General features: G+C 65.1%; 12 protein-coding genes. 8 read left to right on the top strand and 4 right to left on the bottom strand.

Going from position 1 to position 13,179, the window contains the following annotated elements:
• Window positions 1-114: 114 nt before the first annotated feature.
• The 7 genes from KBY57_RS11085 (at window position 115) to KBY57_RS11055 (ending at window position 5,371) form a co-directional block, all read left to right on the top strand.
• The gene (locus tag KBY57_RS11085; protein WP_409996442.1) at window positions 115-1,185 is read left to right on the top strand and encodes a DUF4912 domain-containing protein; all 1,071 of its coding nucleotides are present in this window, start codon (window positions 115-117) and stop codon (window positions 1,183-1,185) included.
• Window positions 1,186-1,214: 29 nt separating this feature from the next.
• The gene (locus KBY57_RS11080) at window positions 1,215-1,376 is read left to right on the top strand and encodes a hypothetical protein (protein WP_409996441.1); all 162 of its coding nucleotides are present in this window, start codon (window positions 1,215-1,217) and stop codon (window positions 1,374-1,376) included.
• Between the two features lie 100 nt (window positions 1,377-1,476).
• Window positions 1,477-2,835 carry a phospholipase D-like domain-containing protein gene (locus KBY57_RS11075; protein ID WP_409996443.1) on the top strand — a complete coding sequence of 453 codons (1,359 nt, stop codon included), beginning with the start codon at window positions 1,477-1,479 and terminating at the stop codon, window positions 2,833-2,835.
• Window positions 2,836-2,957: 122 nt separating this feature from the next.
• Window positions 2,958-3,338 carry a hypothetical protein gene (locus KBY57_RS11070; RefSeq protein ID WP_254995937.1) on the top strand — a complete coding sequence of 127 codons (381 nt, stop codon included), beginning with the start codon at window positions 2,958-2,960 and terminating at the stop codon, window positions 3,336-3,338.
• Window positions 3,339-3,385: 47 nt separating this feature from the next.
• Entirely contained in the window at window positions 3,386-3,628 is a 243-nt protein-coding gene (locus KBY57_RS11065) for a hypothetical protein (RefSeq protein ID WP_254995935.1), read from the top strand.
• Window positions 3,629-3,636: 8 nt separating this feature from the next.
• Window positions 3,637-4,896: an FAD-dependent monooxygenase gene (locus KBY57_RS11060; protein WP_254995933.1), complete on the top strand. Its 1,260-nt coding sequence runs from the start codon at window positions 3,637-3,639 to the stop codon at window positions 4,894-4,896.
• A 22-nt stretch (window positions 4,897-4,918) separates the two neighbouring features.
• Window positions 4,919-5,371: a hypothetical protein gene (locus tag KBY57_RS11055; protein ID WP_254995932.1), complete on the top strand. Its 453-nt coding sequence runs from the start codon at window positions 4,919-4,921 to the stop codon at window positions 5,369-5,371.
• Between the two features lie 28 nt (window positions 5,372-5,399).
• On the opposite strand, the gene KBY57_RS11050 is transcribed toward KBY57_RS11055, so the two are convergent.
• Window positions 5,400-5,807, bottom strand: coding sequence for a hypothetical protein (locus KBY57_RS11050; protein WP_254995931.1), 408 nt, complete (start codon window positions 5,805-5,807; stop codon window positions 5,400-5,402).
• A 95-nt stretch (window positions 5,808-5,902) separates the two neighbouring features.
• On the opposite strand from KBY57_RS11050, the gene KBY57_RS11045 reads away from it, so the two are divergent.
• Complete coding sequence (locus KBY57_RS11045) at window positions 5,903-7,558, top strand: alpha-D-glucose phosphate-specific phosphoglucomutase (RefSeq protein ID WP_254995929.1); 1,656 nt, start codon at window positions 5,903-5,905, stop codon at window positions 7,556-7,558.
• A 1-nt stretch (window position 7,559) separates the two neighbouring features.
• Here KBY57_RS11045 and KBY57_RS11040 read toward each other — a convergent pair whose 3' ends face one another.
• The 3 genes from KBY57_RS11040 to KBY57_RS11030 form a co-directional block, all read right to left on the bottom strand.
• Entirely contained in the window at window positions 7,560-10,829 is a 3,270-nt protein-coding gene (locus KBY57_RS11040; protein WP_254995928.1) for an efflux RND transporter permease subunit, read from the bottom strand.
• A gap of 9 nt (window positions 10,830-10,838) precedes the next feature.
• Window positions 10,839-11,945, bottom strand: a complete 1,107-nt coding sequence (locus tag KBY57_RS11035) for an efflux RND transporter periplasmic adaptor subunit (protein ID WP_315859793.1) — start codon at window positions 11,943-11,945, stop codon at window positions 10,839-10,841.
• Window positions 11,946-12,027: 82 nt separating this feature from the next.
• Entirely contained in the window at window positions 12,028-13,173 is a 1,146-nt protein-coding gene (locus tag KBY57_RS11030) for an efflux RND transporter periplasmic adaptor subunit (RefSeq protein ID WP_254995926.1), read from the bottom strand.
• Window positions 13,174-13,179: the final 6 nt, after the last annotated feature.

The following is a 13,179-nucleotide window of genomic DNA, read 5'->3' as shown; positions in this document are numbered from 1 at the left end:
CCCTTCAGATGCCAGCCCTGATGCACCAGCCGTCAGCATCCACTGACGGCTCAGGGCAAAAACCACAGGCAATGGGAGAGTTGACCACACTGATCCCAAAAGAAATCTATCGCCGTGACTCAAGCCCTCACTTCGTTGGCACGCATGACCCTGCGGCAGCTGCGCCAGGTCGCCAGCGATCTAGGGGTCAGCTTGTACAGCCGCAAGTCGAAGGATGAGTTGCTCGCGGCCATCAACCGGCGACAGGACGACACCCCCCGCACCCTCAAGGCGATCGAAGCGGAATTGCCTCCGGCACCACGCCCTTCGGCGTCCAGCACCAGCGTGGTCTTCCTGCCTCGGGATCCCCAGTGGGCCTACGTGTTCTGGGAGATCTCCGAAGCTGATCGGGGCGAAGCGTTGGCGGCCGGGGCGTCCCAGCTGTGCCTGCGGGTGGCCGATGTCACCGGACTGGCCGGCGGCTCTGCCCACCCCCACACCCTGCAGGAGGTGGTGGTGGATAGCCATGCCACCGAGTGGTACCTACCGGTGCCCCTGAGCGATCGCGACTACCGGGTGGAACTGGGCTACCGCAAAGGCTCCGGCGGCGGCTGGATCTCGCTGGCCTTCTCATCGGTGGCCCGGGTTCCGGCCCTGCACCCCAGTGAGCAGATCCTCGACCAGTTCGTGCCCTTCTCGCTCGACACCGCTCCGGCCACCCTGCCCACACCCATGGAACCGGCTGACGCCGGTCTGCACGAGCGCCTCTACCAAACGGCAACGGCCCGTTGGCGGCGGCTGGGCCGCGGTTCCGAGGCCTTCCACGAACTCGAACAAGCCGGTCTGGACACCAGCGAACTCAACGCCTCTGGAGCTGGCATCTGGGCCAGCGGTCGCAACGAATCCGGCATCGGCGGGGTGGCCTCACGGCAACGCTCCTTCTGGCTGGTGGCCGATGCCGAGCTGATCGTCTACGGCGCCACCGACCCGGCCGCGCGCCTCACCATCGGCGGCGAAGACGTGCCGCTCTCCGCCGATGGCACCTTCCGCGTGCAAGTGCCGTTCCGCGATGGTCAACAGCTCTATCCGATCGAGGCGGTGGCCGCAGACGGGGAGCAGAAGCGCAACATCACCCTCGAGTTCAACCGCTCCACCCCGGAAGACAACAGCAACCCTGCCGACAAGGCCATCAGCGAATGGTTCTGAAACGCGCTGGATCTCTCAAACGAGCAACCGTGGCCCTCACCCCACTAGCTGGGGCCCTTGCCTTTCCGTTGATCGTGCCCGTGGTGTTGCTTCGCGTGGGCCTTCCGGCCGCCATGCTTAGCGCCGTGCTGATCGGCACCGCCTGGTTTGTGCTGATGCTGCGCACGGCCGAGATGCCTGGCCACCACTGAGCTGAACCCCAGCCTCAACCAATCCATGGACAGTCCGTGGGAACCCTGAGGGCAGCCGCAGCTGGCCGCCATCACCCCCACCGCTTGTCACCCCAACCCCCTGAGGCACCCGCTCGCCTGGGTCAGCGCCCTGGGCCTGACCATCGCCAGCTGCAGCGCTGAAGCCCAGCTGCTGGGGCAGCCGGCCCCTCAAAGGCCCCTGCCCGAGGGCATCGAGCTGGCCTTCAACCACAACGAAACCAGCCGCTACCGCAGCCCGATCAGCGGCCAGTGGCGCCAGGGGGACGATCTCGAAGCCTTTGTGCTGGCGAGCATCCGAGGCGCCCAACGGGAAATCCTGGTGGCGGTGCAGGAGCTATCGCTGCCGAAGGTGGCCGAAGCCCTGGCGGCACGCCACCGCGAGGGACTGACGGTGAAGGTGGTGCTGGAAAACACCTACAGCACCCCGTGGAGCGAGGAGCATCCGGCTGATCTGGCGCCGCACCAGCGCACCCGCCACGAACAGCTCAAGGCCCTGGGCTGGGGTGATGCGGTGGCCATCCTGCAGCAGGCCGGGGTGCCCCTGATCGACGACACCGCCGACGGCAGCGCGGGCAGCGGCCTGATGCACCACAAGTTCATGGTGGTGGACCGCACCCTGGTGGTGACCGGCTCAGCCAACTTCACCCCCTCCTGCATCCACGGCGATCCGGGGGCTGAGCGCAGCCGCGGCAACGTGAATCACCTGATGCGGCTCCACAGCCGCGAGCTGGCCCACAGCTTTGTGGCCGAATTTGAGCGGATGTGGGGCGATGGCCCTGGCGGCCAGCCCGACAGCCGCTTCGGGCTCGGCAAAGGCGGCGGAGCGGCCCAGCAGGTGCACGTGGGGCCAACGCCGGTAACTGTGCTGTTCGCCCCCCATCGCCGCCGCGATCCCCACCACGGTCTGCAGTTGCTGGAGGGACTGCTCTCGGGCACCCGCAGGCAACTCGACATGGCCCTGTTCGTGTTCTCGGAGCAGAGCCTGGCCAATGCCATGGCCGAGCTGCAGGAGCAGGGGGTGGCCATCCGGCTGCTGGCCGATCCCGGCTTCGCCAACCGCGCCTTCAGCGAAGTGCTGGATCTGCTCGGCACCCAGTTGCCCGACCACCGCTGCGGTCTGGAGGCCGCCAATCGCCCCTGGCAGCGCCCCCTCGAGGCAGTCGGCACGCCGCGGCTCTCCAGCGGCGACAAGCTCCACCACAAACTGGCGGTGATCGACCACCGCACCGTGATCACCGGTTCCTTCAACTGGAGCCCCAGTGCCGCCCACCAAAACGACGAAACCCTGCTGGTGCTCGACTCACCGCTGCTGGCCGCCCACTTCAGCGCTGAGATCGACCGGCTCTGGAAGGGGGCCGAGCTCGGCATCACCGAGCGGCTGGCACGCAAACAGGAACGCCAGCGCAACCGTTGTGGCAGTGGAGTGCAGAGGAGGTGAGCCCTTTGGAGCACTGCGGCATCCCATTGACAGCCACTACTGGTGGACGGCGGGGAAGCCCCCTACACCACATCTAGGGATTCGCGCCTACCATCCAGCGGTCTGCAGGATCCAGAGGCCCCATGAAGACCCTGGTGAAGACCGGCGGCCTGGTGAAATCCCTGGCACACTCCCTGCTCCTACCGGCCGAGGACACCACCACCCCCGTGGCACCAGTGGTGTACACCACAGCGATCCGCAGCGAGGGGTGCCTCAGCGAATCCATGGCCGGCATCACGGAGCTGGCCCACGAGCTGGGCTTCACCCATGCGCCTGAAACCATCTACGCCGCCGATGGCCTGAGCGCCGCCTTCCACGCCGATCACGGCGAGCGCGCAGTGAGCCTGGCGGTGGAATGCAACCCCCGGCAGCAGACCGTGTCTTTGGCGGTGAGCGGACTCGACAACCACGACGCCTTCGAAACCTTCCACCAGGTGTCCAAAACCCTGTTCGGCGACTGCTGAGCTGCGCCAGGGCTCCTACGCTGAATTCCTATCTCCGCCCCAGGGCCATGGATTCGCTGCAGGCCTCCCGCAACACCTCGGCCACCCTGGATGCGATCCAGCTGATGCTGCGCGACCTCCACACCCGCCACGACGAGATCCGCCACCGTGCCGCGTTCCGGGGTTGCACCAAAGAGCTCCTGGCGGTGCAGCAGGAGCTGGTGAATTACCTGCTGGCCAAGAAGAGCCAGCTGATGGGGCATGTGGATCCGGTCAGCGGCGGCACCCGCAACTACAACTCCTTCGTTTGAGTGGCCCGTTGAACTCCGGCCCCAGGGTCGTAGTCGTTGGAGCCGGCCCGGCCGGGGCCAGCCTGGCCCTGGTGCTGGCCCGTTCCGGCGTCGCCGTCACCCTGGTGGAAGCCAGCTCGAGCCTGGCGCGCCAGTTTCGTGGCGAAGCGTTGATGCCCTCGGGGCTGGATGCCCTGGCTGCCATGGGGCTGAGCCACCTGCTGGCGACCGTGCCCCACAGGCCCCTGCAGGGCTGGCGCTTTGTGGTCAACGGCCGCGAGCTGTTCCACGCCCACGAACCCCTCGGCGGCGATCCCCAGCGGCCCTGCACCCTGGTGAACCAGCCCGCCCTGCTGGAGGCTCTGCTACTTCAGGCGCAATCCTGCCCGTCGTTTGTCCTGGAGCGGGGCCAGCCGGTGTCTGATCTGCTCTGGAACCAAGGGCGAGTGGCCGGGGTGCGGCTCCGCGACGGGCGGAGCCTGCAGGCCGAGCTGGTGGTGGCCTGCGACGGCCGGGCCTCGCTGCTGCGGCAGAAGGCTGGCCTGATGCTGGTGGAAGGAGCCAGCTCCATCGACCTGCTCTGGTTCCAGCTGGCCTGCCCGGCACCCTCACCACTGCAAGGCAGCTTCACCACCCTGGTGGGGCCGGAGGGGGTATTCAGCGCCTTCGACAGCGCTGGCGGAGGGGTGCAGCTCGGATGGGTGCTCAACAAGGGCGAGCGGGTGCCTGCATGCTCCCCAAACGACTGGATCGAGCGGATGGCACCGCTCAGCCCACCGGAGCTGGCGGCCTGGCTGCGGCAGTGGAGAGCCGGCCTGGGCGAACCCAGCCGGCTGGCAGTGCAGGTGGGACTGACAGAACGTTGGTGGACACCCGGCCTGCTGCTGCTGGGCGATGCGGCCCATCCGATGAGTCCGGTGCGAGCCCAGGGGATCAACATGGCCCTTCGCGACGCCTGGGTGGCCAGCGCCCGGCTGTTGCGCCTGTTGCGGCCCGCGCCAGCGCCACAGCAGCCGCAGACCGGTGCCCCTGCAGCCAAAACCCCAGCCATCACCGGCCTGGATGCGGCTCTCGCCGCGATCGAAGCCGAGCGTCGGCCGGAAATCACCACGCTGCAGGCCCTCCAGGCCGCCGAAGCGGCCCGAGGAGACCAGCTGCGCCGCCAGAGCTGGCTGCGCCGCGGCCTGGCCCTGGCGGCTCCTCTGGTAGGGCCGGCGATCGCCGCCCACTGGAGCCATCAACAGCAACCGCTGCGCCAGGGACTGTCTGTGCTGCCGGGGTCGCCATGATGGGAGCCAACCCGACAGAACCATGGCTCCCTCCTGGATCGATCCTGCCCTGAGGGGCGGCTCTGCCCTAAGCGCTGGCTTGGCGCTCGGCCTGATGGGTCTGCTGGCTTCCCCCCTGCAAGCAGCGCCTAAAGATCCGCCCTATCCCTCCATGGATCAGCTGCGGGAGCTGCAGCTCCACACGTTCGCCTGCGGCCGGGAGAACACCGCCGAGAGCTGCACCAAGGCGCGCACCATGGCCGATCCGCTGATGGACCATCCCCGCCTCGGGGCAAGCTGCAAAGACGCGATCTGGACCATTCGCCAACGGGCACAGCCCGCAGCCACCAACAGCTACGAGCGCCGCGAAGCCCTCAATCGCGCCGGCCAGGATCTGCTGCCCTTCTGCAAGCAGCAAACCCGCACCGTGGCCCCCAGCAAAACCGAGGCCAAGCCCCAGGAGAAAAAGGGATTCGGCCTGATCCCAGGCTTCTGAGCCTGACGGCACCCACCGCTTCTTGGGATCAAGGCGCCTTCGGGGCCTGAATCAGGTCCAGCACCTGGTGAGCGGTGGTGTCCATGAACGCCAGCGACCAGCCCGTCTGCACCACCGCCTGATCAGCCAGAGCACACAGACCGCTGCGCTGGCCAGTGGCCTCGCAGCTTGCCGAGAGACCCAGCAAGGCATTGGTAAGTTTGCCGCGCAGACAGGTTTCCTTGCCGCGACGGTGGATCACCGCCTCGGCCGCCAGGCGACTGCGTTCCACCGCTTGATCAAAGGGGAGGGCGCGGGCCCCACCCATCACCGCTGCCTGGCTGGCCGCCGTGCCGGCAACCGCGGTGACCGCAGCCAACGTCAAGCCAAAGGCCGTGACCAAGCCGAGCGACGGCCATTCCCGCCTGGCGTCCCAGCGCCACCCGGCAAGCTTCACGCGCAATCCCCAGCTTGTTTCGGACGCTAGCCCGTTCTGGGCGGGCCGCAAACCAGGGCTAATTTGGTGCCCCCAACGCCCCGGTGGATCGGCCGATGACCAGCAGCAATCCTGTGAGCATCCGGCACATTTCCCTCGACCAGCCGTTCACCGACCAGAAGCCAGGCACCTCGGGGCTGCGCAAGAGCAGCCGGCAGTTCCAGACGCCCCACTACCTCGAGAGCTTCATCGAGGCGAGCCTGCAAGTGCTGCCGGGAGTGGCCGGTGGCACGCTCGTGGTGGGAGGCGATGGGCGCTATGGCAACCGCGAAGCCATCGCCGTGATTGCCCGGATGGCTGCGGCCCACGGTGTGGCCCGGCTGATCACCACCAGTGGGGGCATCCTCTCCACCCCCGCCGCCTCCCACCTGATCCGCCAACACGGTGCGGTGGGTGGGGTGATCCTCTCGGCCAGCCACAACCCCGGCGGCCCCGACGGCGATTTCGGCGTCAAGATCAACGGCGCCAACGGCGGCCCCACACCGGAATCAATCACCGACGCGATCTACGCCACCACCTTGAAACTGGACGGCTATCGGATCTGCGAGGGCGGCAGCGACCCCGATCTCTCAACCCCCAATCGCAGCAGCATCGGTGCGCTGCAGGTTGACGTGATCGACGGCGTCGACGACTACGTGGCGCTGATGCAGAAGCTGTTCGATTTCGATGCCATCGGCGATCTGCTGCGGGGCGACTTCCCGATCGCCTTCGACGCCATGCACGCCGTGACCGGCCCCTACGCCAGCCGGATCTTCGAAACGGTGCTGGGCGCACCCGCCGGCACCGTGCGCAACGGGATCCCGCTGGAGGATTTCGGCGGCGGCCACCCCGATCCCAACCTCACCTACGCCCACGAGCTGGCCGAGCTGCTGATGGGCAGCGACACCTACCGCTTCGGCGCCGCCTGCGATGGCGACGGCGACCGCAACATGATCCTGGGCAGCCGCTGCTTCGTGAACCCCAGCGACAGCCTGGCGGTGCTCACCGCCAATGCCACCCTCGCTCCCGGCTACGCCGATGGCCTCTCCGGCGTGGCCCGGTCGATGCCCACCAGCGCCGCCGCCGATGTGGTGGCCAAGGAACTGGGCATCCCCTGCTTCGAAACGCCCACGGGCTGGAAGTTCTTCGGCAACCTGCTCGATGCGGGCCGCATCACCCTTTGCGGCGAAGAGAGCTTCGGCACCGGCTCCGATCACATCCGAGAGAAGGATGGACTCTGGGCGGTGCTGTTCTGGCTGCAGATCCTGGCCAAGCGGCGTGAACCGGTGAGCCGGATCATGGCGGAGCACTGGAGCCGCTTCGGCCGGCACTACTACTCGCGCCACGACTACGAAGCGATCGCCAGCGAGGCCGCCCACGGCCTCTACAACCGGGTGAAGGCGATGCAGCCCGCGCTGGTGGGCCAGGCCTTCGCCGGCCGCAGCGTCGCCACCGCCGACGACTTCGCCTACACCGACCCGGTGGATGGCTCGCTCACCAGCGGCCAAGGGCTACGCCTGCTGCTCGATGACGGCAGCCGCGTGGTGCTGCGCCTCTCCGGCACCGGCACCCAGGGTGCCACCCTGCGGGTGTACCTGGAGAGCTATGTGGCGCCCGGCGGCAACCTGACCCAGGATCCCCAGAACGCCCTCGGCGACCTGATCACGGCGATCGACCAACTGGCTGAAATCCGCACCCGTACGGGCATGGAGAGGCCCACGGTGATCACCTGAGTCAGGCGGGAGTCTCCTGCTTCGCCTCGGGGAACCAGCGGGCCTCGAGGTTTTTGATCACCACATAAAACGGCGGCACCACACCCAGGGACAACACCGTCGCCACCAGCAACCCCCCAAAAATCACGGTGCCGAGGGATTGCTGACTGTTGGCACCGGCGGTGGTGGCCACCACCAGGGGCAGGAAGCCGGCCAGGGACGCGATGGCCGTCATCAGAATCGGTCGCATGCGCGACTCGGCAGCAGCAATCGCCGCCTCGGCAATGCCCATGCCCTGCTCGAGGTGCTGTTCGGCCACTTCCACGATCAGGATGCCGTTCTTGGCCGCCAGGCCGATCAGGGTGACCAACCCCACCTGGGCATAAATGTTCAGGTCGATCGATCGAATCGCCAGAAACACCAGGGCCCCCAGCATGGCCAGAGGCACCGTCATCAGAATGATCACAGGTGTCACGTAACTCTCGTACTGGGCCGAGAGCACCAGGTAAACGATCAGGATGCCCAGGCCGAACACCAGGATGCTGGCGCTCCCGGCCGAGAGCTGCAGCGAAGCCAGGCCGGTGAAGGCATAGCCAATGTTGTTGAAATCCTGCTGCCTGAAGATCTGCTGAATCGCCGCCAGAGCCTGGCCCGAACTTTTGCCGATCGCCTCAGCTCCCTGCACCAGCACAGTGCGATAGAGGTTGTAGTGGCTGATCACCGGAGGAGCACTGGTGAGCTCCGACGAGGCAAACTCACTCACCTGCACCAACTTGTTGTCACGGTTGCGCACGTAATAACTGAGCACGTCCTCCAGGGTGCTGCGCCCAGACGCCTCGGACTGGACATAGATGTTGCGCACCTGGCCATTTTCATAAGTGAGGCCCGAGTAATTGCCGCCAGCGAGCACAGCAATCGTCTGCATCGCCTGCTGGAAATCGATATCCAGGGCCCCCATGATCGAACGATCGATCTTCAAACCGAAGGCCGGAGCGCTCGGGATGAACTGGGTATACAGACTGGAGAATTGATCGGAAGCAGTTCCGGCTGCAACCAGCTGTTGGGCCAACCCGTCGAGCTGGTTGAAGCTGTAAGCGCCGTTGCTGAGATCGTTGAACTGGAAGTAGAAACCACCCTGGGCCGAAAAGCCAGGAATGGCGGGCGGCTGAGCCGCCACCGCTAGTCCGCTGCTGATCTTCGAGAGCTTGGTGTTGAGGCGGTCCACAATGGCGGGGGCTTTCTGATCAGCCCCGCTGCGCTCCTCAAGGGGCTTCAGCCCGAAGAAAAACACCCCTTGATCGGGGCTGGAGCCGTTGAAGCCATAACCGCTCACCACCGAAGCAGCCACAATGTCTGGCTCAGCCTTAAGCACCTTGGCAATCTCTAGGCCGGTCTGCTGGGTTTGGCTCAGGGAGGCTCCATTCTGGAGTTGGTAAATGCCCACGCCATAGCCCTGATCTTCCTCAGGAATGAAGGCCGACGGCAGAGCTGAAAAGGCCAGAATCGTGAGCACGATGCCACCAGCCAGGCCAGCCAGCACGATTTTGCGCTTGCGGATCAGCACGTCCAACAGCCGGGCGTAACTGGCCTGCAGCCAGGTAAAAAATTCGTTGAACCGCTCGAAAATCAAGGCGAGTCGGCTGCCGGCCAAGCCAAACACCACCACCCCAAACAAATAGGCGCCCACCCCGAAGGACGCCGCACTGAATTTGCCGAACGCCAGACCCACCACCACACCGCCCACGGTCCAACCCCAGCCCTTCGGCTTCGGCGGTTGCTCGGATTTGAGAATCAAGGCCGACATCATCGGCGAGAACGTCAAGGCATTGAACGTGGAAATGGCAATTGAGAACGCGATCGTGAGCGCAAACTGCTTGTAGATGATGCCGATGCCACCTGGGTAGAACGCCACGGGCACAAACACCGCCATCAGCACCAACGAGGTGGCGATCAGGGCGCCAATCAACTCACCCATACACTCCATCGCCGCCTTGCGTGGGCTCATGCCGCGCTCAAGATTTTTGGAGACGGCCTCAATCACCACAATCGCGTCATCCACCACCAGACCCGTGGCGAGCACCAAACCCAGCAGGGTGAGTTGGTTGATCGAAAAGCCGAACGCCTTGATAAAGGCAAATGTGCCGATCAGGGAGATCGGAATCGCCAGGCTGGGCACCACCGTGGCGCGCCAGTTCTGAAGAAACAGAAACAGGATCACCAGCACCAGCACAATCGCCAGACCCAAAGCATCGGTGACACCCTCCACGGCCGATTCGATGAACTGTCCGATGTTGTAGATCTGCGTCACAGTGACGCCGGGGGGCACCGCCTGGGAGAACTGGTTCATCACCCCGACAACGGCTTCCGAAACATCGAGAGCGTTGCTCTGAGGGGTTTGGAACACCGCAACGGTGATCGATGGATAACCATCGAAACTAACCGCCTGCTGGGCAAACGTGTTGAAGCCATAGGTGGCCTGACCCACATCCCGAAGCCGCAGCAGATTCCCCTGGGGAGACTTGCCCACGATCAAATCGTTGAGCTGCTCGACAGACATCAGATTGCCATTATCGGCCACTAGAATCGGATAGGCAAACAGCTGGTCTCCTCCAGCCGGTGGACCACCCACCAGACCACCGATGGCGATGCTGTTTTGGCTCTTCACAGCATTGACGATCTGGTCCGCCGTCAGCTGATTCGCGGTGAGCTTGCTGGGGTCGACGAACAGCCAGAAGGCGGGATTGCTGCCGCCCAGCAGGCTCACCTGAGCCACGCCCGGAACCCGCTCAAGCTGGTAATAAAGCTCCTCGTAGATGAGACCGTTGATGTAGGCCGCATCAAATTGGCCTTGGGTGGAGGTGACCTGATAGGCCAGCAAAATAGATGGCGTGTTTTGCATCACAGACACCCCGGTGGCAGAGACCTGCTGCGGCAACTGCGGCATGGCCAAGGAGACGCGGTTCTGCACGTTCACCTGGTCGATGTTGATATCGGTGTCTTCGTCGAAGTAAACCTGGATAATGCTCTGGCCTGTGTTCGAGCTCGTGGAAGAGATGTAAGCCGCACCAGGCACACCGTTGATCTGCTGTTCCAGCGGGTTTGTAACAGCCTGCTCGGTCACCAACGAGTTAGCCCCGCCGTAATTGGCCGTCACCTGAATCAGCGGCGGTGCAATGTTTGGCAGGTTTTCAATTGGCAGGCTCGGGATCGCAATGATCCCCATCAGCACAATCAAGATGCTACAAACGGTGGTCAGAACCGGCCGTTTGATGAACTTATCGGAGAGTGACATGGGTGGTCCTCAGTTCCCAGCCGATGCCGAGGTCTCAGCCAGCTTCACCGGCATGCCGGATCGCAGCAGCGCCGTATTGCTCAGCACCACCCGATCGCCGGCCTGCAACCCAGAGAGCAAGGGATAACGATTGCCTTCGAGGGTGCCGAGTTTCACCGGCGTTTGCACCACGATTGGCGTCTGTGGAGGCAAGGCCTCCAGCTTCTGCTTCTGGGCGTCTGGGATCTCGGTGGAAGCCCGAATCTTGGCCAGCACTTGGTTGAGGCGGAAGACGCGATAGACAAAGGGCTGCTGGGCCTGCATCATCACGGCCTGCACGGGCACCGACAACTGGCGGCTCGTGCCGGTGATGATCCGGTTGCGCACGTATTGACCGGTCTTAAGTTGGCTGCTGCTGTTGGAAAAACTGGCTTTCACCAGCACCGTATTGGGCGACGACTGGCTGCCGCTGACGCCGAAATAGGGGGAGATGAACACCACTTTGCCGGTCCCGGTGAGGGGTGGATTGCCCTGGGTCACCAGTTGGACAGGCTGGCCCAATTTCACCCTGGCGGCCTGGGTGGCGGGCACATCCATCAGGGTCCAGAGGGTGGAGTTGTCCACAATCCCAGTGATCACCTGACCTTGGCGCACATAATCCCCGAGCTTGACGGTGTCAAGGTCGCCGATCTCGCCACTAATCGGAGCGGTGACGTATTTGTAGCCGAGGGTGGCCGCACTGGAACGCACCTGATCCCGACTCTGAATCGCCTGGGTCACGTAAAAGTCGCGGTCCTTGGTCGATACCGCGCCCTGCTCGTTCAGAAAGATGTAGCGCTCTGCGTTGACGAGATCCTTACGGGCCTCGGCCTTGCTGGCATCGAGGCTGGCCGACTGCTGCACGTTGTCGAGCACCAGGATCGGCTGGCCCGCTCTCACCCGCTGCCCCTGGGTCGCCAGAATCTTCACCACCCTGCCATCAACCTCGGGGCTGAGGGCTACATCGGTGGTGGAGCTCAGCTGGCTGATCACCTCGATCGAGGGGCTGAAACTGGCCACGCCGATGGTCTCGGTCTGCACCACCAGCGGCTGACGGGCCACCGGTTTGGCCGCACAGCCGACGAGGAGCAAACCCACCAACGACAGAGCCGGAACCGCTCGAGCCACGAAATCGGCGCATGGCTCCGCAAATTAACGGACTGCAGCGGATTTGCCGCGTTTAATTGGCATCTTCGCCAGGGCTTGTTGCCGCCAGCTGCACCGGGGCACCGTGGCGCAGATTGAGCAAGCCCTCTATCACCACCCGATCACCGCGCTGCAGCCCGCGTTGCAGGGGGTAGTGGTCGCCCTGAAGCTCGCCCAGCTGCACCGGAGTCTGCAGGGCAAACCAAGTGCCAGCTGGCAGTTTGCGCAGCGCAGCCAAGGGTGCTTTGCCCGGTTGGCGCTCTAGTGCAGCCAAGCTGCCCACCACAAACACAAACGACTGACCCGCCAACTGGGTGACCGCGATGCGCGGCACCGCCAGCTCGTCCCGCCGCTCCAGCAGAAGGCGGGTGCGGAGACGCTGGCCGTTGCGCAGGGTGCCCTGGGGATTGGCGAAGGCCGCCTTCACCAGCAGGGTTTGGCTGGAAGCCATCACCTGCGGATCCACCGAATCCACCTGGCCCTCCGCCAAGGGTTCGGCACGGGTGGGGTCAAGCAGCAACACCCGCTGACCCGGCCGCACCCGCTTGGCAGCACTGGCCGGCACGTCGATGCGGGCCCAGAGGCGATCGTTGCGAATCAAACGGGTGATCGGCACGCCCGGCGCGATCACATCCCCCTGCTTGACGCGCAGGTCGGCCACGATGCCAGTGATCGGCGCCCGCAGATCCTTGAAGGCCAGATCCGCCTGCCGGGCCACCAGGGCTTCGCGGGCGGCGATGAAAGCCTGGCGGAATTCATCCCGTTGCACGGCACTGGCGGCGCCCTGGCGCGCCAGCTCCCGGTAGCGGCTGTAGTTCAGCTGGTTGGTCTGCATCTGGGCCCGCAGGCTGGCCACCTCCGCGCGCAGCTGGGTCTGATCGAGCACCAACAGCAGCTGACCCTGGTGCACCCGATCGCCCTGGCGCACGAGCAGGCGCTGAATGCGGCCTCCAGCCTGGGCCGCCAGGTCCACCTCGGCCTCCGCCTCCAAGGTGCTCACCGTATCGATGCTGGCCTGAAACGCAGTTGGCTCGATCAGGTGGGTCTGCACCCGTGGCGGCGGCGGCACGGCTCCAGGGTCCTGGCGGCAGCCCACCAGCAGCAGTGCTGCCAACAGGCCCGCTGTGCAACTGGTGCGGATCGTGGAGCTGGTGCGGATGGTGGAACAGGCAAACCGCATCGCCGG

It is taken from the genome of Cyanobium sp. Aljojuca 7D2, from assembly GCF_024346415.1.
GTDB lineage: Bacteria > Cyanobacteriota > Cyanobacteriia > PCC-6307 > Cyanobiaceae > Cyanobium_A.
The sequence above is the reverse complement of the archived record's forward strand: the minus strand, read 5'-3'. Positions and strand labels throughout refer to the sequence as shown.